The sequence below is a fragment of the Nocardia nepalensis genome (assembly GCF_048910785.1).
GTDB classification, from domain to species: Bacteria; Actinomycetota; Actinomycetes; order Mycobacteriales; family Mycobacteriaceae; genus Nocardia; species Nocardia nepalensis.
In genome coordinates this window covers 193508-217634 of the sequence record NZ_JBKBET010000022.1, presented here as the reverse complement: position 1 = coordinate 217634, position 24127 = coordinate 193508, and the positions used below count along the sequence as shown (strand labels likewise).

The 24127-nt window shown below is 66.8% G+C and carries 23 protein-coding genes; 21 read left to right on the top strand and 2 right to left on the bottom strand.

Annotated elements, in window-relative coordinates:
- Positions 1–34: 34 nt before the first annotated feature.
- Positions 35–724: a tRNA (guanosine(37)-N1)-methyltransferase TrmD gene (gene trmD / locus ACHQ4I_RS19790; RefSeq protein ID WP_420773265.1), complete on the top strand. Its 690-nt coding sequence runs from the start codon at positions 35–37 to the stop codon at positions 722–724.
- Between the two features lie 478 nt (positions 725–1202).
- On the opposite strand, the gene ACHQ4I_RS19785 is transcribed toward trmD, so the two are convergent.
- Complete coding sequence (locus tag ACHQ4I_RS19785; RefSeq protein WP_420773264.1) at positions 1203–2057, bottom strand: helix-turn-helix transcriptional regulator; 855 nt, start codon at positions 2055–2057, stop codon at positions 1203–1205.
- A 95-nt stretch (positions 2058–2152) separates the two neighbouring features.
- On the opposite strand from ACHQ4I_RS19785, the gene ACHQ4I_RS19780 reads away from it, so the two are divergent.
- From ACHQ4I_RS19780 to ACHQ4I_RS19765, 4 genes are all read left to right on the top strand, one after another.
- Entirely contained in the window at positions 2153–3958 is a 1806-nt protein-coding gene (locus ACHQ4I_RS19780) for an AMP-binding protein (protein ID WP_420773263.1), read from the top strand.
- Positions 3958–5592, top strand: a complete 1635-nt coding sequence (locus ACHQ4I_RS19775) for an AMP-binding protein (RefSeq protein ID WP_420773262.1) — start codon at positions 3958–3960, stop codon at positions 5590–5592. The genes ACHQ4I_RS19780 and ACHQ4I_RS19775 overlap by 1 nt, the downstream gene beginning before the upstream one ends.
- A gap of 264 nt (positions 5593–5856) precedes the next feature.
- Positions 5857–8268: a Tex family protein gene (locus ACHQ4I_RS19770; protein WP_420773375.1), complete on the top strand. Its 2412-nt coding sequence runs from the start codon at positions 5857–5859 to the stop codon at positions 8266–8268.
- Positions 8269–8298: 30 nt separating this feature from the next.
- Positions 8299–9177, top strand: a complete 879-nt coding sequence (locus ACHQ4I_RS19765; RefSeq protein ID WP_420773261.1) for a hypothetical protein — start codon at positions 8299–8301, stop codon at positions 9175–9177.
- Positions 9178–9258: 81 nt separating this feature from the next.
- Here ACHQ4I_RS19765 and ACHQ4I_RS19760 read toward each other — a convergent pair whose 3' ends face one another.
- Complete coding sequence (locus ACHQ4I_RS19760) at positions 9259–10131, bottom strand: sigma-70 family RNA polymerase sigma factor (protein ID WP_420773260.1); 873 nt, start codon at positions 10129–10131, stop codon at positions 9259–9261.
- A gap of 124 nt (positions 10132–10255) precedes the next feature.
- On the opposite strand from ACHQ4I_RS19760, the gene ACHQ4I_RS19755 reads away from it, so the two are divergent.
- The 16 genes from ACHQ4I_RS19755 (at position 10256) to ACHQ4I_RS19680 (ending at position 24123) form a co-directional block, all read left to right on the top strand.
- Positions 10256–10669, top strand: a complete 414-nt coding sequence (locus ACHQ4I_RS19755; protein WP_420773259.1) for a DoxX family protein — start codon at positions 10256–10258, stop codon at positions 10667–10669.
- Between the two features lie 17 nt (positions 10670–10686).
- Entirely contained in the window at positions 10687–11781 is a 1095-nt protein-coding gene (locus ACHQ4I_RS19750; protein WP_420773258.1) for a serine hydrolase domain-containing protein, read from the top strand.
- A gap of 167 nt (positions 11782–11948) precedes the next feature.
- Positions 11949–12290 (top strand): 50S ribosomal protein L19, encoded by a 342-nt coding sequence (gene rplS, locus ACHQ4I_RS19745; protein WP_011210681.1) that lies wholly within the window; start codon positions 11949–11951, stop codon positions 12288–12290.
- A gap of 105 nt (positions 12291–12395) precedes the next feature.
- Entirely contained in the window at positions 12396–13139 is a 744-nt protein-coding gene (lepB, locus tag ACHQ4I_RS19740; protein WP_420773257.1) for a signal peptidase I, read from the top strand.
- Positions 13140–13167: 28 nt separating this feature from the next.
- On the top strand, positions 13168–13986 hold the full coding sequence (locus tag ACHQ4I_RS19735) for a ribonuclease HII (RefSeq protein ID WP_420773256.1): 819 nt from the start codon (positions 13168–13170) through the stop codon (positions 13984–13986).
- A 43-nt stretch (positions 13987–14029) separates the two neighbouring features.
- Positions 14030–14335, top strand: a complete 306-nt coding sequence (locus ACHQ4I_RS19730; RefSeq protein ID WP_011210678.1) for a DUF2469 domain-containing protein — start codon at positions 14030–14032, stop codon at positions 14333–14335.
- A gap of 171 nt (positions 14336–14506) precedes the next feature.
- Complete coding sequence (locus ACHQ4I_RS19725) at positions 14507–14863, top strand: YraN family protein (protein WP_420773255.1); 357 nt, start codon at positions 14507–14509, stop codon at positions 14861–14863.
- On the top strand, positions 14863–16371 hold the full coding sequence (locus ACHQ4I_RS19720; RefSeq protein ID WP_420773254.1) for a YifB family Mg chelatase-like AAA ATPase: 1509 nt from the start codon (positions 14863–14865) through the stop codon (positions 16369–16371). The genes ACHQ4I_RS19725 and ACHQ4I_RS19720 overlap by 1 nt, the downstream gene beginning before the upstream one ends.
- A gap of 416 nt (positions 16372–16787) precedes the next feature.
- Complete coding sequence (dprA, locus tag ACHQ4I_RS19715; RefSeq protein WP_420773374.1) at positions 16788–17921, top strand: DNA-processing protein DprA; 1134 nt, start codon at positions 16788–16790, stop codon at positions 17919–17921.
- A gap of 129 nt (positions 17922–18050) precedes the next feature.
- Positions 18051–18971 (top strand): tyrosine recombinase XerC, encoded by a 921-nt coding sequence (locus tag ACHQ4I_RS19710; RefSeq protein ID WP_420773253.1) that lies wholly within the window; start codon positions 18051–18053, stop codon positions 18969–18971.
- Positions 18972–19484: 513 nt separating this feature from the next.
- Entirely contained in the window at positions 19485–20216 is a 732-nt protein-coding gene (locus ACHQ4I_RS19705; protein WP_420773252.1) for an acetoacetate decarboxylase family protein, read from the top strand.
- 127 nt (positions 20217–20343) lie between these two features.
- Positions 20344–21033 (top strand): DUF3159 domain-containing protein, encoded by a 690-nt coding sequence (locus ACHQ4I_RS19700; protein ID WP_420773251.1) that lies wholly within the window; start codon positions 20344–20346, stop codon positions 21031–21033.
- Entirely contained in the window at positions 21030–21395 is a 366-nt protein-coding gene (locus ACHQ4I_RS19695) for a YidH family protein (RefSeq protein WP_420773250.1), read from the top strand. The genes ACHQ4I_RS19700 and ACHQ4I_RS19695 overlap by 4 nt, the downstream gene beginning before the upstream one ends.
- Positions 21392–21706 (top strand): DUF202 domain-containing protein, encoded by a 315-nt coding sequence (locus tag ACHQ4I_RS19690; RefSeq protein ID WP_420773249.1) that lies wholly within the window; start codon positions 21392–21394, stop codon positions 21704–21706. Before ACHQ4I_RS19695 ends, ACHQ4I_RS19690 begins: the two co-directional genes overlap by 4 nt.
- 62 nt (positions 21707–21768) lie before the next feature.
- On the top strand, positions 21769–23670 hold the full coding sequence (locus tag ACHQ4I_RS19685; protein WP_420773248.1) for an alkyl/aryl-sulfatase: 1902 nt from the start codon (positions 21769–21771) through the stop codon (positions 23668–23670).
- An 87-nt stretch (positions 23671–23757) separates the two neighbouring features.
- Positions 23758–24123: a GatB/YqeY domain-containing protein gene (locus ACHQ4I_RS19680; RefSeq protein WP_420773247.1), complete on the top strand. Its 366-nt coding sequence runs from the start codon at positions 23758–23760 to the stop codon at positions 24121–24123.
- Positions 24124–24127 lie beyond the last annotated feature (4 nt).

Here is a 24127-nt window from a genome sequence, read left to right as displayed (position 1 = left end):
GTTGATCCATCTCCCGCCGGAAACAGAGGACAGCATGAAACTCGATGTCGTCACGATTTTTCCGGAGTATCTGGAGCCGCTGCGAACGGCGTTGCTCGGCAAGGCCATCGACAAGGGCCTGATCTCCCTGGACGTGCACGATCTGCGTCGCTGGACGCATGACGTGCACAAGTCCGTCGACGATTCGCCCTACGGCGGCGGGCCGGGCATGGTCATGAAGCCGACCGTCTGGGGCGACGCCCTCGACGAGGTATGCCCCGACGACGCGCTGCTCGTGGTGCCCACCCCCGCCGGAGTGCCCTTCACCCAGGCCACCGCCCAACGCTGGGCGAGCGAGAAACACCTCGTATTCGCTTGCGGCCGTTACGAAGGCATCGATCAACGCGTCTTCGACGACGCGGCCCGCCGGGTCCGCGTCGAAGAGGTCAGCATCGGCGACTACGTCCTGATCGGCGGCGAAGCCGCGGTCCTCGTCATGGCCGAGGCCGTGGTCCGCCTGCTCCCCGGCGTGCTCGGCAATCAGCAATCCCACCAAGAGGATTCGTTCTCCGACGGACTGCTCGAGGGCCCGAGCTACACCCGCCCGGTCTCCTGGCGCGGCCTGGAAGTCCCGCCCATCCTGTTGTCCGGCGACCACGCCAAGGTCGCGGCCTGGCGACACGAACAGTCCCTCGCCCGCACCCGCACCCGCCGCCCCGACCTCTTGCCCAACCCCGACGCCTGACCCGAATCCGCCCACCAACCGTCCGTCTGCCGCGAGTGGTTCCCCCGCTGCGCACGGTTCGCCACGTCGTACGGTTCTTCCTGTCGCGCACGGTTTCGCCCGCTGCGCACGGAATGGCTGGCTATTCGCAGCACGCCGAGGATGACGTTGGCCGCGGCCGCCCACAGGATGACCTCCTCTTCGGTGGGGCGCAGCGGAACAGTCCAGTGGACCTGCCGGTCCGTTTCCTCCAGGCGAAGTTCCTTGTCCTCCCGCAGCGTGCTGCTGTCCATCGCGAGTGCGGAACCGTCGCGCAGCGGGAAACGCCATGCGCTGTCCGGGCCGCCGCGCCGTCCGATGACGTGGCCGCTGACGGCGTCGACGGTCTCGATCTCGGCGCCCTGCCGAACGGTCGCCCTATTGGCCCGTCCTCGGGTGAGGATGCGGCGATCGGCGACCTGTCGCTTCCACAGCAGCGCCCCTTTCGAGGTAGCGCCGGTCAGGGCAGCAAACCGTGGCGGCGGGCGGTCACCACGGCCTCGTGGCGAGAGTGTGCGTCGAGTTTGGTCATCGCATTGCGCAGGTAGCTCTTGACGGTCTCGGGGCCGAGCGAAAGGCGTTGGGCGGCTTCTTGATTGGTGCAGCCGAGCGCGATCTGGGACAGGACGTCGAGTTCGCGGCGAGATAGGCGCGGGGCGTCCGGAGGTGGGGCGCCGACCAGGACTCGGCTGAGGCGTTCGCAGACGGTATGCAGGCGTTCGCGCAGCCGTTCGTCCTCGGTCGAGCGGGCGACGCCGCGCAGTTCGGCATTGATATCGCGGAGTTCCTCGGCGATGGCCGGTGCGGTGCCGGGTGCGGGGGTCGTCATTTCCAGCAGGCGCAGGCGTCGGTCGACCTCGTCGCGGATGGTGATCTCGGTGGCCAGTCGACGGCTGGCCTCGACGACCAGATCGGCGGTGCGGTCGCCGAGGGGCGTGCCGCCGCGGTTGGCGGCGTAGAGCACCGCACGGGAGCGGTTGTCCACCACCACGGGCACCGCGACGACCGAGCGGATGCGTTCGCCGGAGACCGGGCCGTCGTAGTGGTGGGTGATCGAGGAGGCGCTGTAGTAGTCGGCGACCGAGGCGGGGCGGCGCATATCCATGACCCGGCCGCCGAGGCCGGAGGTGCGCAGCACGGTCAACCCGCGCAGGCCATTGGTGACAGTGCCGACGAATTCGGTGAGCAGCAATGCGTCGCCGTGCACCTCGCCGCCGAACACCACCGGCACACCCGCCTCGGTCGCCACCCAGCGGATCTCGGCGCGCAGCGCGTCGCCGTCGCGCGGCCGCAGCAGGGCGGTGGTGTGGGTCAAAAGACTCACCCCTTTTCGGGGGTAGTGCCGGACGTGATGTGACCCACATCCTATTGGAGACGAGGTGGCCTGGATCACCGATGAGGAGAGGCGAGATGACTGCGGACCTGAACGCGCGCGTGCGCGAGCTACTGGAGACCTACGACGGACCCGCGGCGAGCGCGGCAGATCTGCTGTGCGACCGGCATCCGGCCGACCGCGTCGCGTTCACCATTGTCGATCCCGACCTGACCTCGACCGACCTCACCTACGGCGAGTTGCGCGAACGCTCACAGCGATTCGCCGCCGCACTCGCCGACCTGGGCGTGGCACCCGGTGATCGCGTCGCCACCCTGATGTCGAAGTCCGCCGACCTGGTGGTCGCGCTGCTCGGCATCTGGCGGCGTGGCGCGGTCCACGTCCCGCTCTTCACCGCCTTCGCCGCACCGGCCATCGCGTTCCGACTCGAGGCGAGCGGTGCGACCATCGTCATCGCCGACGCGGATCAGGCGACCAAGCTGGCGCCGGGCGATGACATCCCAGCCGATCCGCCGTGGCGCGTCATCATTGCGGGGGACGGCCGGCCAGTCGCTGGCGTTCGGGCGGCCGATGCGATCGCGACGCAGTCCGATGCCGATGGGCGCGCACATGACTCCGCCGATGGGCAGGGAATGGACAATCCGACGGTCGCCGGGTCTACCGCCGACCAACCGGAGGCACCGGATCGGACGGTCACCGAGGCCACGGCCGAGGGCCGGCCGGCGGCATTGCGGTTCGCGGATCTGCTTGCCGCGTACTCCGCCGAGGACCCCCGAGCGGCGGCCGTGACGGTCGGCGGCGATGGACTGCTGGTGCAGCTGTTCACCAGCGGCACGACCGGCACCCCGAAGGGGGTGCCGATTCCGGTGCGCGCGCTCGCGGCATTCCACGCGTACCAGGAGTTCTCGCTGGACGTGCGCGCGGACGATATCTACTGGAATGCGGCCGATCCGGGTTGGGCGTACGGGCTGTACTGGGCGATTCTGAGCCCGCTGGCCTCGGGTATCCGCAGTCTGCTGCTGCACGCGGCCTTCTCCGCACCGTTGACCTGGCAGGTGCTCGATCGGTTCGGCGTCACCAACTTCACCGCCGCACCGACGGTCTACCGTGCGCTGCGCGCCGACAGTGCCGCTGCCCCAGCGAATCTCCGGCTGCGGCGAGCCTCCTCGGCGGGCGAACCGCTGACCCCGGATGTGGTCACCTGGTCGGTCGAAACGCTCGGCGTCGCGGTGCGCGACCACTACGGGCAGACCGAACACGGCATGCTCATCTGCAATTCCTGGCATGACGCGCTGCGGGTGGACGCGCCCGCGGGCTCGATGGGCCGCACGATGCCCGGATGGCATTGCGCGGTGCTCGCCGACGATGCCGATGTCGAGGCACCAATCGGCGAACTGGGTCGGGTCGCCATCGATACCGAACGCAGTCCACTGCTGTGGTTCCTCGGCTACCTCGACGCGCCGGAGCGCACCGCGCAGCGCTACACCGCCGACGGCCGCTGGTATCTGACCGGCGATGCCGGATCGCAGGACGCGGACGGTTTCTTCCACTTCTCGGCCCGCGACGACGATGTCATCATCATGGCCGGATACCGCATCGGCCCGTTCGAGGTCGAAAGCGTGCTGGTGCTGGACGAGCGGGTGGTCGAGGCCGCCGTGGTCGGCATGCCCGACGAACTGCGCGGTGAGGTGCTGGAGGCATTCGTGGTGCTGCGCAACGGTTTCGAGGGGAACGCCGAACTAGCGGCCGAGTTGCAGACTCTGGTGAAGCGAAAGTTCGCCGCGCACGCCTATCCGCGCAAGGTGCATTTCGTGGATGCGCTGCCCAAGACGCCCAGTGGCAAGGTGCAGCGATTCATCCTGCGGCAGCAGGGGGTTCGGTGATGTCCGCACTACCGAGTTACGCCTCCGGCACCGCGGAAACCCCGCTGCTCGGCGATACCATCGGCGAAGACTTCGATCGTATGGCCGCCGCCTACGCGGACCGAGAAGCATTGGTGGACTGTCCAACCGGTCGCCGCTGGACCTATCGCGAGCTGGCGGCCGCGATCGACGCAATCGCCACCGGACTATCGCAGCGAGGCATCGGCAAGGGCGACCGAGTCGGCATCTGGGCGCCGAACTGCGCGGAATGGTTCCTCACCCAGTACGCCACCGCGAAACTCGGCGCGATCCTGGTCAATATCAACCCGGCCTACCGCACCAGTGAACTGGAATACGTACTGCGCCAAGCCGGAGTGTGCCTGCTGATCGCCGCGCCGGAGTTCAAGATTTCGAACTATGTCGCCATGATCGAGCAGGTCCGGCCGGAATGTCCGGGACTGGAGCAGGTGCTCGTGCTCGGCACTCCCGAATGGGAGGCGTTGGCGCGGACCGATATCGACGCCGAACGTCTCGCGACGATCGCCGCGACGCTGTCCATGGACGACGCCATCAATATCCAATACACCTCCGGCACAACGGGCTTCCCCAAAGGGGCGACGTTGAGCCACCACAACATTCTCAACAACGGCTACTTCGTCGGTGAACTCTGCGGATACACCGAACAGGACCGTATCTGCGTGCCGGTTCCCTTCTACCATTGCTTCGGAATGGTGATGGGCAACCTGGCCAGCACCAGTCATGGTGCGGCCGTGGTGATTCCGGCACCCGCATTCGATCCGGTCGCGACCTTGGACGCGGTCGCGGCAGAACGATGCTCCTCGCTCTACGGCGTGCCGACGATGTTCATCGCATTACTCGCGGAGCTGGATTCGGGCAGGGATGTCGACCTGTCGAGCCTGCGCACCGGCATCATGGCCGGATCACCATGCCCGGTCGAGGTGATGAAGCGGGTGATCGATCGCATGGGCATGAGCGAGGTGTGTATCTGCTACGGCATGACCGAAACATCCCCGGTGTCGACCCAGACCCGTCGCGACGACAGCATCGACCGCCGCACCGCGACGGTCGGCCGGGTGGGACCGCACCTGGAGGTCAAAATCGTGGACCCCGCAACAGGTTTGACGGTGCCGCGCGGCGAACCGGGCGAACTGTGCACCCGCGGCTATTCGGTGATGCTCGGCTACTGGTCCGAACCGGAGAAGACCGCCGAGGCCATCGACGCCGCCCGCTGGATGCACACCGGCGATATCGGCGTCATGGACGACGACGGGTACCTCGCCATCACCGGCCGGATCAAGGATATGGTCATCCGCGGCGGCGAGAACATCTACCCGCGCGAAATCGAGGAGTTCCTCTATACCCACCCGGATATCCTCGACGCCCAGGTGATCGGCGTCCCCGACCCGAAATACGGCGAAGAGCTCATGGCCTGGATCCGAATGAAGGCCGGCACAACACCATTGGACGCCGACGCGGTCCGCGCGTTCTGCACCGGCAAACTCGCGCACTTCAAGATCCCGCGCTACGTCCACATCGTCGAGGAGTTCCCGATGACCGTCACCGGAAAGATCCGCAAGGCCGAAATGCGTGAGTTGGCTTCGGAACTGCTCGCATCTTCCGACCGTGACGACTGATTTCGTGAGTACATGGGTAACTCGTCGGGACGTCCAATACTGCCAAGAGCTCGACCGCCGGCCCGCGGTGCAAGTCTTCGAGCACCCACGACCGGCAAAAGGCCCGGGGAGGCGGGGGAGCGTGAGTTGTCCAAGTCCATCCTCGAGCTTCCGGACCAGCGCTGACACCCCTTAATTCGGGCCACCAGCGTGCCGGTTTACCTGGGCGTGGGCCGTTTGTCAGGTGGCAACGGTAGTGTCTCGGGCGTGACGACAGCGCCCGAGATCGCCAGTTCAGCGACGAACACCGACACGACCGCCGCCGCACCGGCCGCGACCAGAGCTCTGGCCAGTGTCGGCCGGCGCATCGCCGATGAGCTCGGCGTGCGCGAGAGCCAGGTCGGGGCCGCCGTCGAGCTGCTGGATGCGGGCTCGACCGTGCCCTTCATCGCGCGGTACCGAAAAGAGGTCACCGGTGGCCTCGACGACGCCCAGCTCCGTCAGCTCGACGAGCGCCTGACCTATCTGCGCGAACTCGACGAGCGCCGCGGCGCGATCATCGAATCCATCAAGGGTCAGGGCAAACTCGATGACACGCTGCTCGGGCAGCTGATGACCGCCGAGACCAAGGCCCGCCTAGAGGACATCTACCTGCCGTACAAGCCGAAGCGGCGCACCAAGGCCCAGATCGCCCGCGAGGCCGGTCACGAACCCGTCGCCGACGCCCTGATCGGCGATCCGACCACAGATCCGGCGCAGTACAGCGCCGAACAGCTCGACGGCGCCCGCGCCATTCTGGTCGAGCGTTTCGCCGAGGACGCCGACCTGGTCGGTGAGCTGCGCGAGCTGATGTGGAATCGCGGCCAGGTCAGCTCGAGCGTGCGCGCCGGCAAGGAGGAGGCGGGCGCGAAGTTCGCCGACTACTTCGAATTCAGCGAGCCGTTCAGCAAGCTGCCCTCGCACCGGATCCTCGCGCTGCTGCGCGGCGAGAAGGAAGAGATCCTGCAGCTGCAGCTGGAACCCGATACCGAAGAGCCGGAGCCGGGTGAGCGTTCCGTCTACGAGGGCCGCATCGCCCTGAAGTTCGATATCGCCGATCGCGGCCGGGCCGCCGACACCTGGCTGCTGGACACGGTGCGCTGGGCCTGGCGCACGAAACTTCAAGTGAGCCTTGGCATCGACACCCGCATGCGACTGCGTCAGGCGGCCGAGAAGGACGCCGTCGACATCTTCGCCGCGAACCTGCGCGACCTGCTGCTGGCCGCACCCGCAGGCACCCGCACGACCATGGGCCTGGATCCGGGCTACCGCACCGGCGTGAAGGTCGCGGTCGTCGACGCGACCGGCAAGGTCGTCGCCACCGAGGTCATCTACCCGCACAAGCCGCAGGGCCAGACCGAGAAGTCCCTTGCCGTGCTCGGTGCGCTGGTCGCCCGGTTCGGGGTCGAGCTCATCGCCATCGGCAATGGCACCGCCTCGCGCGAGACCGATGCCCTTGCCGCCGAACTGATCTCGCGCATTCCGGAGAACAAGCCGACCAAGATCGTGGTCTCCGAGGCGGGCGCGTCGGTGTATTCCGCGTCGGCCTACGCCTCGCAGGAACTGCCGGATATGGACGTCTCGCTGCGCGGCGCGGTGTCGATCGCCCGCCGCCTGCAGGACCCGCTGGCCGAACTGGTGAAGATCGATCCGAAGTCCATCGGCGTCGGCCAGTACCAGCACGACGTCTCCGAAACCCTGTTGGCCCGCTCGCTCGGCGCGGTGGTCGAGGACGCGGTGAACGCGGTCGGCGTCGATGTGAATACCGCGTCCGTGCCGCTGCTGTCGCGGGTGTCCGGCATTGCCAACTCGATCGCCGAAAGCATTGTGGCGCACCGTGATCAGCACGGACCGTTCCGCAGCCGCAGCGCGCTGCTCGACGTGCCGCGCCTGGGCCCCAAGGCCTTCGAGCAGTGTGCGGGCTTCCTGCGCATCCGCGGCGGTGACGATCCGCTCGACACCTCGGCGGTGCACCCCGAGGCCTATCCGGTAGTGCGGCGCATCCTGGAATCGACCGGACGCGGCATGTCGGACTTGATCGGCAACACCACAGCGCTGCGCGCGCTACGGCCCGCCGAATTCACCGACGAGAAGTTCGGTATCCCCACCGTCACCGACATCATCACCGAACTCGAGAAGCCGGGCCGCGACCCGCGTCCGGAGTTCAAGACCGCCGAATTCGCCGCGGGGGTGGAGAAGGTCGGCGACCTGCAGCCGGGCATGGTGCTCGAGGGCGTCGTCACCAATGTGGCCGCGTTCGGTGCTTTCGTCGATGTCGGCGTGCACCAGGACGGACTCGTGCACGTCTCGGCCATGTCGCACAACTTCGTCAAGGATCCGCGCGAGGTCGTGAAGTCCGGCGATGTGGTCAAGGTGAAGGTGCTCGAGGTCGATGTGGCACGCCAGCGCATCGGACTGTCGCTGCGGCTGGACGACGAGCCGGGCACCGCGGCCAAGGGCGACGGCGGTCGTGGTCGTGGCCAGGGTGGTCGGGGCGGACCCGATCGCGGCGGACAGCGGCAGAATGGTCAGGGTAAGCAGCAGGGCCAGGGTCGGCAGCAGAATCAGGGCCGCAACCAGGGCAACCAGCGTCGCAATGCACCCGCGCCGAGCGGTTCGATGGCGGATGCGCTGCGGCGGGCCGGTTTCGGACAGTAGGGCGATACGGGCGGAGGTTTGTAGGCGGCCATGCGACGGTGGCTCGAAGAGGATGTGATCGCGCACGGTCGGCTGCCGCTGATGTGCTTTCTTCTCGGGTTCATCGTCGGCTTCCTGCTGATCCGGCTCAGCGTCCGGTTGATCCGCAAGCAGGTCCGCTGGTGGCCGGGCAACCTGCGCTCCGGCGGCGTGCACATCCATCACATGGTGTTCGGGGTCATCCTGGTGCTGCTGTCCGGCATCGGGATGGTCACGACGTATCAGAGCGCCGATACGCTCACCACGAGCCTGCTCGCCGCCGCCTTCGGTGTCGGCGCGGCCCTGACCCTGGACGAGTTCGCGCTGATCTTCTACCTGCGCGACGTGTACTGGGAGGAACAGGGCCGCACCTCGGTCGACGCGGTCTTCGTCGCGCTGGCGGTGACCGGACTGCTGCTGCTCGGAATTCACCCGCTGTGGTTATTGGATATCAACGACTTTCGTCGCGACCCCAGCACCTGGGTCCGGATCTTCATCGTCTTCTTCGCCATGGTGAACCTGGGGTTGGCGGCGATCGTCATCGCCAAGGGCAAGATCTGGACCGGGCTGTTCGGCATGTTCTTCCTGCCACTACTTGTGGTGGGCGCCCTGCGCCTGAGCAGGCCGGGCGCGCCGTGGGCGCGCTGGCGCTACCCGGGCAAGCGGCGACTGATGTACCGGGCGATCGTCCGCGAACGCCGCTATCGGCGGCCGGTGATCCGGGCCAAGATCTTCGTGCAGGATCTCGTCGCGGGTAAACCCGATGTTGTCCATGTGCGCGAGGCAGCGGAGGCGGAGTTGGCGCGCACAGTCGTTCCCGCCCCACCCGCACCGCTCCACCACCTTCACTGGCCCGGCGCGTCGGTGGGCGATCAGGCGCACGATGATTGACCCTGGTTTCGGCAGCTGAGCTGTCCGTTGTCGTCGGCGCTAGGGGCGTCAAAACGCGCAGTCATCGCGAGTTGCGTCGGATCACGCGGTCGGCGTGAGCTGCGCGAGGCGCGCCGGGTCGGAGAGCAGGTCGATGGCGGCGATCTTGTCGTCGACAATCGTGAACGCCATCAGCGAAACCGTCTTGCCGTCAATGGAATTGAGCAGGCCGGCTAGGCCGTTGACCAGGACCGGTCGCGAGGCAGCGGCATTGGCGGCCCGCCGGAAGACGTCGAGCTGACCGGCCACCGCCGGAGCGCCGCGCAGCACGCGCATGCCACCGGGCAGCCGGGCTCCAGGGTCGCCGCGTAGCACCACGTCGGGGTCGAGAATGGCCAGCAGCGCCTCGAATTCACCGCCGCGGGCGGCCGCGAGGAAGGCCGCGACGGCCCGGCGTTGACGCGACAGATCCCGATCGGGACGCGGCGCTTGCCCTTGGACGCGGCGGCGGGCGCGGCTGGCCATCATCTTCGCCGCGGCCGCGGATTTGCCGATGATCGGGCCGATCTGATCGAACGGCACCGCGAACATATCGTGCAGCACGAATGTCACGCGCTCCGCGGGATTGAGCGAGTCCAGCACGACCAGCAGCGCCAGTCCAACCGAATCCGCGAGCACCGCTTGCTGTTCCGGTTGGGTGCCGTCATCGATGGTGACGATCGGGTCGGGCAGATAGGACTCCTCACCCCGTATCTTGCGCGACCGCAACATATCCAGGCAGACGCGCCCGACGGTCGTGGTCAACCAGCCACCCAGATTGTCGATCTCGCCCGTGTCGACCCGGGACAGCCGCAACCAGGCCTCCTGCACCGCATCCTCGGCCTCGCTCAGCGAACCGAGCATGCGATAGGCCACCGCGATCAGGTGAACGCGGTGCGCCACGAATCGCTCGGCCAAAGAATCGTTTTCGTCCACCAAGGTCTCCTCGACAGCACTCGAAGAGATGACGGAACGAATGCCAAGGGTGTGACATCCGGCGGACGTGGCGTGGATCACGGCGCGGCCGTTACCTTCACGGGCCGCCATCCGTCACACAGATATGAACCTCCGAAAGACATCCCGCCCGGCCCGGTTGGCCTATCTCGGCGCCACCGGCATCCTGCTGACCGAATCGGTCGTCGGCTCCTACTGGGATCTCGCGCGAATCTCCTACGTCCGCGAGGTTTTCCAGCGACTCGAATATCCGATGTACTTCGCGACCATCATGGGCGTCGCCAAGGCCGCCGCGGTCGCCGCGATCGTGGCGCCGGGTTTCCCGCGCGCCGAGGAATGGGCCTACGCCGGACTGACCTTCGTCTACGGCGGCGCGGCCGCCTCCCATATCGCGGTCGGCGACGAGCCGAAGGCATGGCTCGGACCACTGGGTTTCGCCGGACTCACCCTCGCGTCGTGGGCGCTGCGCCCGGCGGCGCCGCCGCGGCCGGCCCCGCTGCGGCGCCCGACGGCCGCATGACCCGAGAGGAACCGATCATGGACAACACCATTGCGATAAATGGCACCGTCGCACCGGGATTCGACGCGGTGCGCGAGGAGTTCGCCGCGGTGGTCGCCGAGGAGAACGGCGAATCCGGCGCGCAGCTAGCCGCATTCGTGCACGGCACGCAGGTGGTCGACCTTTGGGCCGGACCGCGGGTCACCGGCGACACCCTGACCGGGCTGCTGTCTGCCACGAAGGGCGCGTCATCGCTGGTCGTCGCGCTATTGGTGCAGGAGGGTTGGCTCGACCTCGATCGCGCAGTCGCCGACTACTGGCCGGAATTCGGCGCCGCCGGAAAGTCCGGCATAACCCTGCGTCAGGTGCTGACCAACCGCCGCATCGCCGCGCGGGTCGCGACGCAGTGGCCCTACATCCGACCGAACTCGGCCCAGGCCTACGGCGGTTTCATCAGCTTCGCGATCGTCGGCGAGGTGGTCCGCAGGGCCGCGGGCGGTTCGATTCAGGAACTGTTCGAGGAACGCATCCGAGCGCCCTATGGGCTCGATGTCTACCTCGGCCTACCCGCATCCGACGATCGCTATCTGCCGATCCTGCCCTGGCTGGCCACACCGGAGATGCAAGCCGCGTTCGAGGCGAATTCGCCTGGCTCGCATAGTATTCCGGGTATCGCCTATAACCTGAACGCCGCTGACTTCACCCCGGCCGACGTCCTGACCCTGCCGAACGACCCCGAAGTCCGTGCGCTGGGACAAGGCTCGGCCGGAGGTGTTGGCAGCGCCCGCGGACTGGCCGCCATGTACGCCGCCGCGATCTCCGGCGTCGACGGGCGCGGCCCACTATTGAAATCCGACACCCTCGCCGTCGTGACCGCCATCCACAGCACCGGCCCTGACCTGGTTCGCGGCGAGCGCGCACCGTACGCACTCGGCTTCGAGGCCAAGGGGCTGTACTACCCGTTCCTGAGCGCGAACGCGTTCGGTCACACCGGTGCGGCGGGCTGCGACGGCTTCGCGGATCCGCGCAGCGGACTGAGCTATGGCTACACTCGGCGGCGCGCGGCCTTCGGGTTCAGCGCGCCGGAGAACGATCGGCTCGCGGCCGTGGTGCACCACGCGGCCGGCCGCTGAGCGGGGTCTCCGGGGCCGATTTTTCCGGCGACCCGCCGATCTGGCACAATGCACAGGTTGCCCTGGGTGCATTCGGCCCACGGAGCACCCCATATTCGGAGCATGAACCGGTCGAGCACGCGAGTGCCGCCAGGGTCCTCTGCTCGCGCGAACATCAGAAGGATGAAATGAACACCCTTGACTTCGTCGACGAAAAGTCGCTGCGCAGCGACGTCCCCGACTTCCGTCCGGGCGACACGCTCAACGTGCACGTGAAGGTCATCGAAGGCTCGAAGGAGCGCATCCAGGTCTTCAAGGGCGTCGTGATCCGGCGTCAGGGCGGTGGCATCCGCGAGACCTTCACCGTCCGTAAGGTGTCGTTCGGTGTCGGCGTGGAGCGCACCTTCCCGGTGCACAGCCCGAACATCGATCACATCGATGTCGTGACCCGCGGTGATGTCCGCCGGGCCAAGCTGTACTACCTGCGCGATCTGCGCGGTAAGGCCGCCAAGATCAAGGAAAAGCGCTGATCTGGTAGCACCCCGCTCGGCACGATAGTTCTTCAGTAGCCCGGCACCGGACGTGAGTCATGGTGCCGGGCTAATCTGTTCGGCGTGGCAGACGAAAGTGGGTCGATGACCGTGTCCGATTCGGACGACGAGGGCGCGGGCCGTCGCTCGCGACGCGCGAAGCGCAAGCAGCGCCCCTTCTGGCAGGAACTGCCGGTGCTCATTGTCATCGCCGCGGTCATCGCGGCTCTGATGGTCAGTTTTGTCGGACGCCCGTATGTCATTCCGTCTCAGTCGATGGAAGAGACACTGCTCATCGGCGACCGCATCTACGTGGAGAAGCCGAGCTACTACTGGGGCAATCCGGAGCCCGGTGACGTCGTGGTGTTCGTCGGCCCGCCGTCCTGGAATACCCGCTACCAGTCGATCCGGTCGAGCAATGTCGCCGTGCGCGGCGTGCAGAACTTCTTCTCCTTCTTCGGGCTCGTGCCGCCGGATGAGAACGACTTGGTGAAGCGGGTGATCGCCGTCGGCGGCCAGACCGTGCAATGCTGTGACGCACAGGGCCGAATCCTGGTGGACGGCAAGCCCTTGGACGAGCCGTACGTCAAGAACGACTACCCGTGGTACCCGGGCCAGCAGAACGCGACATACCCGGCGGGCCGGGTGTTCGGCCCGGTGAAGGTGCCCGAGGGCAATCTGTGGGTGATGGGCGATAACCGCAACCAGTCCGCTGACTCGCGCGCCCACGTCAGCGACAATCTGCAAGGCACCGTCCCGATCGACAATGTCCGCGGCAAGACCGTCTTCAAGATCTGGCCGCCCACCCGGATCGGTCCCGTGAAAGCACAGGATCCCCAGACGAACTGATCGGTGCGGGCCGCAGGATAATTGGATTATGGGGCAGGGTCGAGTGGCACAGGCTAAGGGCGCGACTCCGGGCAACGGGTGGCCGCCGCGTGTCGTTATGCGTCGGGCAGGCGGATTGCGCACCCTCGAGGCTGCGCTGATCCGCAGTGGATTGGGCCCCGTCGCCGGTGTGGACGAGGCCGGGCGCGGTCCCTGCGCCGGACCGCTGGTGGTCGCCGCCTGCCTGCTCGCTCCCAAGGCCTACGACAGGCTGGCCGGGCTCGATGATTCCAAGAAGCTCACCGAACCGGTGCGTGAGCAGCTGTATCCGATCATCACCCGGTTGGCGCTGGCCTGGAAGGTCGTGGTCATTCCGGCCTGGGAGATCGACTCGATCGGCATCCACGTCGCGAATATCGAGGGCATGCGCCGCGCTGTCGCCGGGCTCGGCCAGACGCCGGGGTATGTGCTCACGGACGGATTCCGGGTGCCCGGAATTCCGGTGCCGTCGCTGCCGGTCGTCGGCGGTGACGCGGCCGCGGCCTGCATCGCGGCGGCGAGCATTCTGGCCAAGGTGACCAGGGACCGGATGATGGTCGAACTGGACGAGCGCTTTCCCGGCTACGGATTCGCCGCGCACAAGGGCTACAACACGCCCGAACATATCGCCGCGCTCGAACGTCTCGGACCCAGCACTGAGCACCGCCGATCCTGGCGCAATGTGCGACTGGCGGCGGGTTTGCGGCCGGTCGCGGCCACCGAATACGCCGACGCGGTACTGGCCGATGAGATTTTGGCCGGCGCGGTTTTGGTCGAGGGGGCCGAACCGGATAGCCGAGTGGCTACCGACCCGGCGAATGCGAGATGATGTCTACATACGCAGTGCGGCGAGAAGGAGGACGTCCCACCCGATGAGTGCCGAGGACCTGGAGAAATACGAAACCGAGATGGAGCTCTCGCTGTATCGGGAGTACAAGGACATCGTCGGTCAGTTCTCGTACGTGGTGGAGACCGAGCGCCGCTTCTACCTGGCCAACTCCGTCGAATTGCGGCCGCAGAACGCCGACGGCGAGGTGTACTTCGAGGTGCGGATGAGCGATGCCTGGGTGTGGGATATGTACCGGCCCGCGCGCTTCGTCAAGCATGTTCGGGTGATCACGTTCAAGGACGTGAATATCGAGGAGCTGGAGAAGCCGGATCTGCGGTTGCCCGAGTAGGGCGCTGACTCCTGGGCGCAGATCTGGCTGCATAGCACGGGGTACCGACAAGAACGTCGGGTACGACGACCGGGCGCTGGAGTTGTGCACAGCTGAGCGGGTATCCACAGGTTTTCTGTTCGCCCTGGTCGCTGCCGTCGACCGGAGGTGCGGTCCGGGCACGCTGAGCCGGTGGCAGATAACCAGGCGCTGGGCGCACAAGGGGAAGAGCTGGCGGCACGATTCCTGCAGGCCGCCGGGATGGAGATCATCGGCAGGAACTGGCGGTGCAGATACGGCGAACTGGATCTGATCGCCCGCGACGCCAAGGTCACCGCCTTCGTCGAGGTCAAAACCCGAACCGGGTCGAAGTTCGGTACGCCCGCCGAGGCGGTCACCTTCGATAAACAGCAGCGGATACGGCGGCTGGCCCTGGTGTGGCTGGCCGAACAGGACGGTCCGTGGCGCGATATCCGGTTCGACGTCATTTCGGTGCTGCTGCACCGTGGCCACCGCCCGATCATCGATCACCTGAAGGCGGTGTTCTGATGGCGCTGGGGGTGGCGTATTCGGTCGCGGTGACCGGGGTGGACGGTCAGCTTGTCGAGATCGAAGCCGATATCGGACAGGGTCTGCCCTCGGTGCATCTGGTCGGACTGCCGGATACCGCGTTGCAGGAATCCCGCGACCGAGTGCGCTCGGCGGTGGCGAATACGGGGGAGAAGTGGCCGGACGGCCGCGTGATCCTGGCGCTGTCTCCGGCGACGTTGCCCAAGATCGGCAGCGTCTACGATCTTGCCCTCGCGGTCGCGGTACTCGACGCGGCGGGCGCGATTCCCTCCGATCGGCTCGGAAAGACCGTATTGCTAGGGGAATTGGCGCTGGACGGCCGGGTCCGCCGAGTGCGCGGCATCCTGCCCGCGGTGATCGCGGCCCGCAATGCGGGCTGGTCACGGGTGATCGTGCCGGAATCCGCACTGGCCGAAGCCGGTCTGGTGGACGGCATCGAGGTCTTCGGCGCCGCCAGCCTGCGCACTGTCGTCGCGTGGCTGCGTGGCGAGGGCGTGCTCATCGAACCCGACGGCATCCTGCCCGACACTGTTCGCTGCGGCGGCGATCTGAGCGAGGTGGTCGGCCAGGACGAGGCCCGGTGGGCACTGGAGGTGGCCGCCGCCGGTGGCCACCACCTGTTGCTCACCGGGCCGCCGGGAATCGGCAAAACCATGTTGGCGCAACGCCTTCCGGGCCTACTGCCGCCGCTCACCGAATCCGAAGCCCTGGAGGTGACGGCCATCCATTCGGTCGCTGGCGCACTCTCCGGTGACCACCCCTTGATCACCATGCCGCCCTTCGTCGCCCCGCACCACTCGACCTCTGCCAGCGCCATGGTCGGCGGCGGATCGGGGACCGCGCGCCCGGGTGCGGTCAGTCGCGCGCACCGGGGTGTGCTGTTCCTCGACGAATGTGCCGAGATAGGCGCCAAGGTGCTGGAAGCGATGCGAACTCCCTTGGAAGAGGGCGAAGTTCGCATCGCCCGCCGCGACGGGGTAGCGCGCTATCCGGCCCGATTCCAACTGGTGCTCGCCGCGAACCCGTGCCCCTGTGCCCCCGCCCGCGACGTCGACTGCATCTGCGCGCCGCTCGCCCGCCGCCGATATCTCGGCAAGCTGTCCGGACCGCTGATGGACCGCATAGATATCTGGGTCCAGATGCACGGCCACTCGGGCGCATCATTCGCCGCCGAGGAGGCCGAGAGCAGCGAGGTCGTGCGTGGCCGAGTAGCGGCGGCAAGGCAAGCGGCCGTACACCGTTGGAAGGAATACGGCTGGGCCACCAATGCCGAAGTCCCCGGCCACATCCTCCGCCAAAGATTCCGACTGCCCAACGAAGCAACCGCCCCCGTCGAGGCCGCCCTGCGCCTGGGTCGCCTCTCCGCCCGCGGCGCCGACCGCGCCATCCGCGTCGCCTGGACAATCTGCGACCTCCGCGGCGCCGACATCCCCAGCGCCCAAGACGTATTGGCTGCGTTGAACTTCCGGCAACGGGGGGCGCAGTGATTGCGGCGTGGGGACCGCCGGGCGTGCGGCCGACTGACTGTGGGATCGCTGTCCCGGGTTTCGCAGCGGCAGCAGTAGCCGGGGATGGGGGCGAAACGATGGGGGGTCCTCGCGTGGCGGGCGATGTCTCTGCCTCGGCGCGCGAGGAGGCGACGGGCGGTGGCTCGACTACTTCGGCGCATGGCGAGATGGCTTTCGCCGATGGTTCTGTGGCGGCGAGGGAGGTGGGTGTGGGAGTCGGAAGTGGTTCGTGTCCAGGCGCATTGGCGAGCGTGGGGGCGGGTGTGGCGGGGTGTGCTGATGGGGTGTTGGGTGGCGGAGCCCGTCACTCGAGGTATGGGGTTGTGGATTTGGACGATTGGGCCTCGGCGAATACCCAGGCGGTGGTCGTCGGTGCGGGCGCGGATGAGCGTCGGTTGGCGTGGGCCTATTTGTCGCGGGTGGTGCAGGGGCCGTGTGCGGCGTTGTCGTTGTTGATCGAGTCGGTTGGGGTGGTGGAGGCGGCGCGGGCGGTGCGGGAATGCGAGTTGCCGGAGTCGCTGCTCGGGCCGACCGCGCAGCGGCGGGAAATCGATACTGCGGCGCGGGATCTCGAGACGATGGAGCGGTTGGGTGGGCGTTTGGTGACTCCGGACGATCCGGAATGGCCTGCTTGGCGGATGTTGGGCCTGAGCCAGCTCGAGCCGGGGCGCGATCGGGACGGCGCGGTGCCGCTGGTGTTGTGGGTGCGTGGGCCGCGATCGCTGCTGGAGTCGAGTGAACGCGCCATCGCGGTGGTGGGGGCGCGGTGCAGTAGTGGATATGGCGATCACGTCACCGGTGAGATCGTCGGTGATCTGGCCGCACAAGGCTGGACGATCGTGTCCGGTGCCGCCTTCGGCATCGACGGTATGGCTCATCGCGCCGCGCTTGCAGTCGGTGCCCCGACCATTGCAGTGCTCGCCTGTGGCGTCGACCGTCCCTATCCCGCCCAGCATGAGCGGCTGCTGGCCGAGATCGCCGAAACCGGTTTGGTGATCAGCGAATACCCGCCCGGTACGGTTGTCCACAAGAACCAATTCCTGGCCCGCAATCGCCTGATCGCCGCCATGGCGGATGGCGTTCTGGTGGTGGAGGCCGGACTACGCAGCGGTGCCCGCAACACCGTCAAATGGGCCCGCCGCCTCGGCCGCCCAGCCCTCGCCATCCCCGGACCGGTCACCTCCGCATCCTCGGTCGGCTGCCATCGCATGATCCGCGAGGGCGAGGCCCTACTCGTCACTCGTGCCGAGGAGGTCATCGATGAAGCGGGCCCACTGCGCCTTTCGCTACCAACCCGGCAGTCGTGCGACCCCGGGGACCGATTGCTCGGCGACGAAGCGTCGGTCTACGCGGTACTTCCGAAGGTCGGCTCCCGTCAGCCACGCGCCATCGCCGAAGACGCCGGTCTGGAACTTTCCACCGTCCGTGCCGTACTCCCTGCCCTCGAACTCGCCGGACTGGTCGGCATGGACGAAAACGGCTGGTACCGAACCGTGCAGAGTTCGAACCGACGAGGGGTCGCGTTCTGAAGTGAGCTCGGCCGTCGGGGCATCCCGGATGCGGTGTGGAGAGGTGCGGGGACCGCGTGCAGTAGGGGAACCGATATCGGTACGGCGTGCTGACTTGCCAACGGCGGGTGGGGCGGTGACGGTGAGGAGATGGAGTTGCCGGAGGATCTCGAGGCGTTGCTGATGGAGTACGAGCGGCATCTGCGGCTGGGGCGGAATCGGTCGGCGCATACGGCGCGGGCGTATGTGGGGGATGCGCGGTCGTTGTTGGGGCATTTGGTCGCGCGGTCGGCGGATTCTGCGGTGCGGGAGATGGATTTGGCGTTGTTGCGGTCGTGGCTGGCCGCGCAGTCGGCCGGTGGCGCCGCGCGGACGACCATGGCGCGGCGGGCGTCCTCGGCGCGGACATTTACGGCATGGTTGACCAGTACCGGGCGGCTGGCGATCGATCCTGGCTTGCGCCTCGGATCGCCGAAGGCGCATCGGGTGTTGCCAGCCGTGCTCGGCACACAGCAGGCGGTTGCGGCCATGGATGCGGCGGAATCCGGTGCGATGCAACGTGATCCGATGGCACTACGAGATCGACTGATCGTGGAGCTGTTGTACTCGACCGGAATCCGGGTGAGCGAGCTGTGCGGGCTCGATCTCGACGATATCGATCGGGAGCGGCGGCTGGTCCGCGTGCTGGGCAAGGGCAATAAGGAGCGATCGGTGCCCTTCGGCGTTCCGGCCGACGAAGCGATCGCGAACTGGCTCCGGTACGGCCGCCCCGCACTCGCCATCGCAGACTCGGGCCGCGCCCTGCTGCTCGGCCGCCGCGGCAAACGCCTCGATCAGCGCCAGGCCAGAACGGTTGTCCACGAGGTCGTTTCGGCGATCCCGGGCGCACCGGATATGGGCCCGCACGGATTGCGGCATTCGGCGGCAACCCACCTGCTCGAGGGTGGTGCCGACCTACGCGTGGTACAAGAACTCCTCGGCCACGCCAGCATGGCAACCACCCAGCTCTATACCCACGTCTCCATCGAGCGCCTGAAGAAGGTCCACGACCAGGCCCACCCCCGCGCCTGACCATTCGCCGCGGTGCCGACCACGGGTTGCGGTGGTATGGCCCGGGGATGCTGCCCCCGGGATGGCGATTGCGGCCGAGGCATAGCCGAGACTGCGAGAGACCGTGGGCGGCCAGAGGCCACGACCCGATGGAGCTCCGAACAGAAAGGTGACCGGCCATCAGCTGTCGATACCGCGATATCGATGGCGAGCAGGTGGCGGCTGGGGACCGCGGTCGACCGGCCTTGACCGTGTGTGCATCCTTGCGGCTGCACACCAGTGCACGGAGGCGTGGACATCAAAGTGTGCGTTCGCGGCGTATGCAAGTCGGGTGGCGTTATGTGAACGGCTATCGACGGCTTCGTTGATCGGCCCAGTTCTGAAACCTGTTCATGTAGATGAAACTGCCTTGAAAGGCGCAAAATCATCGCTATTCTGAGACGAGTTCTAGTTTGGAGGATTCGTGAACGGCGCACGATTTGTCGACCGGTCTGTGGTCGGGTCCCGCTGTACGGACATCGCACAGGCGCGGCGATGAGTACGCACACCGTATTGGGCAAGGAAGTCCGGATGCCGGTGCGGATTCGGCTCGCGCATGCGTTTATGGCGACCTATGCGGTGTCCGCGGCTGCTGCGCAGCGAGTGATCGACTACTCCGGACTGGAGATCCTTCGGCTGCCCGGCGGCCGCGCGATGTGCACGCTTGTGTTCGTCGACTACGTCGACGGGGACCTGGGGCCGTACAACGAATTCGGTGTGTCGTTCATGGTCCGCCACCACACAGCCGGACCCGCTACCGCCTTCGGCGATCTGCGAGCCCTCGCCACGGGTGGGGCTGGCGTCTTCATCCATCGCCTGCCGGTCGATGGGGAATTCACCCTTGCGGCGGGCCGCGGGATCTGGGGATTCCCCAAGGAGATCGCGGATTTCGATGCACAGCACGACGGTGGTGTGCGTCGTGGCGCACTGCGCCAGAACGGCCAGCTGATCGTCGATCTCACCGTCCGCCCGGGCCTGTCGATCCCGGCGCGCCGCAACGGCGCCTCGTCATTCGACGCCTACTCCCATATCGACGGGATCACCCGGTGCACGCAGTGGCAGATGGAACCGTCCGGTATGCGCGCCCGGCCCGGCGGTGCCGAGCTATCCCTCGGCGATCATGCGTGGGCCGACGAATTGCGATCCATCGGCTTACCCAAGCGCGCACTCATGGCGTCCGTCGTGGATCGACTCGCGATGACCTTCCAGGACGCCGCACCTCTTTGACCGCCGCATCCACCCCGGTCGCGTGCACAAGCGGCGAACTTCATGGACGACCACATCGACGGCGGTTAACCTGACGTAGCGGATAGTTTGCTACGGCAGGAAACCGACCAGCGATGGAGAGGTGTCCGTGAATCCCGACGACCAGCGCGTTGCGGCTCCTGAACTGGAGCAACACCACGCTGCGGTCGCCGAGATATGGGGCAGGTTCCGTGCCATGCACGGTCCGCGGCACATTGTCGACGGGGCCACGCCCGCCATCGCGTTTCTGCTCGGTTATTCCATCGCGGGCGCTGAGGTGGGTGTTTTCATCGCCATCGTGATCGCCGTCGCATTGGCGGCGCTCCGGTTGATACAGGGCGATTCGGTCCGCGTCGTCGCGGTATCGGTACTGGTCATCCTGGTCCTCTCGCTCTTCGTCGAGATCACCGGTGAAGGCCGGGGCTTCTACCTACCCGAAGTGGCAGTATGCGTCGTGATGACCGTGCTGTTCGGCGCGACACTGCTCACCGGCGTACCGCTGACCTACACCGTGAGTCGCCGAATTCGGCTCGAACCGGCCGAACCCGCCGATCCCCAGGCCCGATTGCGCCTGCATCGCCGAATCACCTTGGCCTGGTTCGTGTTCTGGGCCGTACATGTGGCCGTCATGTTGCCGCTGTATCTGGCGAACAAGGTGGTTATCCTCGGCACCGTGGCCCTGATTCTCGGCAAGCCCGCATTGGTCGCCATGCTCGCGGTGACCTGGCTGTGGGTGCGCGCGAAGGAGCCCCGCCCTGGCGAAACCGAGGGGCCGGTAGTCGAAACCGAGGCGACATGACTCTGCCCAATCCCGCCGAGGAATCCGAAGAGGGCGAAGGGGAGATCGATTACCGGTTCACTCTCGCCAATGAACGGACCTTCCTGGCCTGGATCCGCACATCGCTCGGGCTGCTCGCCGGTGGTGTCGCGGTGCACACCCTGGTGCAACCGTTCCGGATGGGAGGCTTTCGGCGGGCGCTCGCGATGAGCTGCATCGTGCTCGCGGTGATCCTGGCGGTTGGTGCGTACGGACATTGGCGGCGCGTAGGCGCGGCGATGCGCAACGGCGAACCGCTGCCCAACACCATCATGGTGCCGATTCTGTCGCTGGGGATCGCGATTGTGTCGGCGCTGGCCGGTATCGCGGTGTTGCTGCGATGAGCAAAGCCGGCCCGAGTCTGGCCGCGGAACGCACCGCGCTGGCTTGGCGGCGCACTGCCATCAGCGCGATGGCGGTCGCTGGGCTGCTGCTCAATCATGCGGCGGGTAGCGGGTGGCGACCCGTGGCCGCCGCGCCGATCGCTGCCGCTATCGCGATGGCGGCACTTGCGGGACTGTGTTTTTCGCGCAATCGCGCCTTGCACGAAGGTCGCTTCGGTCACGGCCGCGGCGCCGTTGCCGCGACGACGGTGGTCGTTCTGGCCGTCGCTGTCGTCGCGGCCGCAATCGGATTGGCGGATCCACTGCTCTGAAGCACCGAGGCTCGACATATCAACGGCAGGCCCACGAAATTCAGCTGACGAGGAGGGTGGACATGACTACATCGACCGAGCCGAGCGAGTTGATCGTCGAGCGCCAGCGGCGGGCTGCCTCGACGCTGCCATTCGCGGACACCACCGATCTTGCGGACGCGGATCGAGGGTTCATCGCCGCGCTCGAACCGGGCATGGTCACTGCTCCCGATGGAACAGTTGTGTGGGACAACGACTCCTACGACTTCCTGCGTGAGCCGTGCCCGGCGTCGGTGCATCCGAGCCTGTGGCGCCAGTCCGGGGTGGTGGTCAAACAGGGTTTGTACGAGGTCGTCGAAGGGATCTATCAGATACGCGGCCTCGACATTTCGAATATGACGCTGGTCGAGGGCGCCGACGGCGTGATCGTCATCGATCCGCTGATCTGCGCGGAAACCGCCGCCGCCGGGCTCGCCCTCTATCGCGCGCATCGCGGCGCTCGACCCGTCACCGGACTCATCTATACCCACTCGCATGCAGACCACTTCGGTGGCGCGCTGGGCGTGACGAGCACCGAAGCCGTTGCGGTGGGACGCTGTCCGGTGCTGGCTCCGGCCGGATTCCTGGAACACGCGGTGGCCGAGAACGTCTACGCGGGCACCGCGATGGCGCGCCGCGCCGCCTATATGTACGGCGCGGCCCTACCACGCGGTCCGTTGGGCCAGGTGGGTGCGGGCCTGGGCCAGACCACCTCGTTGGGCACCGTGACGCTGATCACCCCGACCATCGATATCACCGCCACCGGTCAGCAGGAAACGGTGGATGGGGTGCGCATGATTTTTCAGATCACCCCGGGCACCGAGGCTCCGGCCGAGATGAACTTCTATTTTCCGGACCACCGCGCGCTGTGCATGGCCGAAAACGCCACGCATACCTTGCACAACCTGCTCACCTTGCGCGGCGCGCTAGTGCGTGACCCGCATGTGTGGGCCGGATACCTGACCGAGGCGATCAATCTGTATGCCCGCGATTCCGATGTGGTGTTCGCATCGCACCACTGGCCCACCTGGGGCACCGATCGGCTGGTGGAATTCCTTTCCCTGCAACGGGATCTGTACGGCTACCTGCACGACCAGACGATGCGGCTGCTGAATCAGGGCCATGTCGGCAGTGAGATCGCGGAGCTGATCGCGCTGCCGCCTGCCCTCGAAAATGCCTGGCACGCACGCGGTTACTACGGATCGGTGAGCCACAATGTGAAGGCCATCTACCAGCGCTATATGGGCTGGTTCGATGGCAATCCGGCGCATCTGTGGGAGCATCCGCCGGTCGAATCCGCCAGGCGGCATGTGGAATTCATGGGTGGCGCCGACGAAGTGCTCCGCAAGGCGCAGGCCTCCTACGATGCCGGTGACTACCGATGGGTCGCCCAGGTGGTCAATTACGTAATCTTCGCCGATCCGCACAATCAGACCGCGAAGACGTTGCAGGCCAAGACCTTCGATCAACTCGGCTATGGCGCGGAGAATGCCACCTGGCGCAACTTCTACCTCAGCGGTGCGTATGAGCTGCGCAACGGCTCGTTCGGCACGCCGACGAAGGTGGATGCTCCCACCATGGTCGCCGCCATGACCGTCGAGCAGCTCTTCGACGCCATGGCATTGCGCGTGGACGGCCCCAAAGCGTGGGATCTGCGGGTGGTCATCGACTGGCACATCAGCGACGAAAACCGCATCCACCGTGTCGAACTGCGCAACGGTCGCCTGACACACTACGACCGGCCCGACGGTGTCACACTTCCCGACCCCGACGCATTGTTCACCTTGACCCGGCCGATGTTGATCCGAGTTCTGGTGGCGGGCGAGGATTTCGGCGCTCTGGTCGCCTCCGGCGCCATCACACTGAGCGGCGACCCCACCAAACTCGCCGATATCGTCGGCGTCTTCGACGAACCGGATCCAGACTTCGCCATCGTCACGCCATGAATGGGAAGTTGGAATCGAACTCGCCGTGACCTCGCGCTCGAGTAAATCCCTCGACCCGCGAGGTCCCGGCGCGTACGGTCGGCGACCATGTCCACCGATGCCATCGACAAAGCAGTGCCCCTGCGCGATCGCCTACGCACCGCCCTGTCCGCCGCGATGAAGAGCCGCGATCGCAGCGCCATCGCCGGTCTGCGCTCCGCACTCGGCGCCATCGACAATGCCGAAGCCATCGACACCGTGGACATCAAGGCCGGTGCCATCGAACACAGCGCGGTCGGACTCGGCGCCGCCGAAGCCCGCCGTCGCGACCTCACCGAGGCCGATATCGAACAGATCGTCCGCACCGAGATCGCCGACCGCCACCGGGCCGCCGACGAATACGACACCCTCGGCCGCTCCGACCACGGCGACCTGCTCCGCGCCGAAGCCGCCGCACTGGTCGAACAGCTCTGATTTC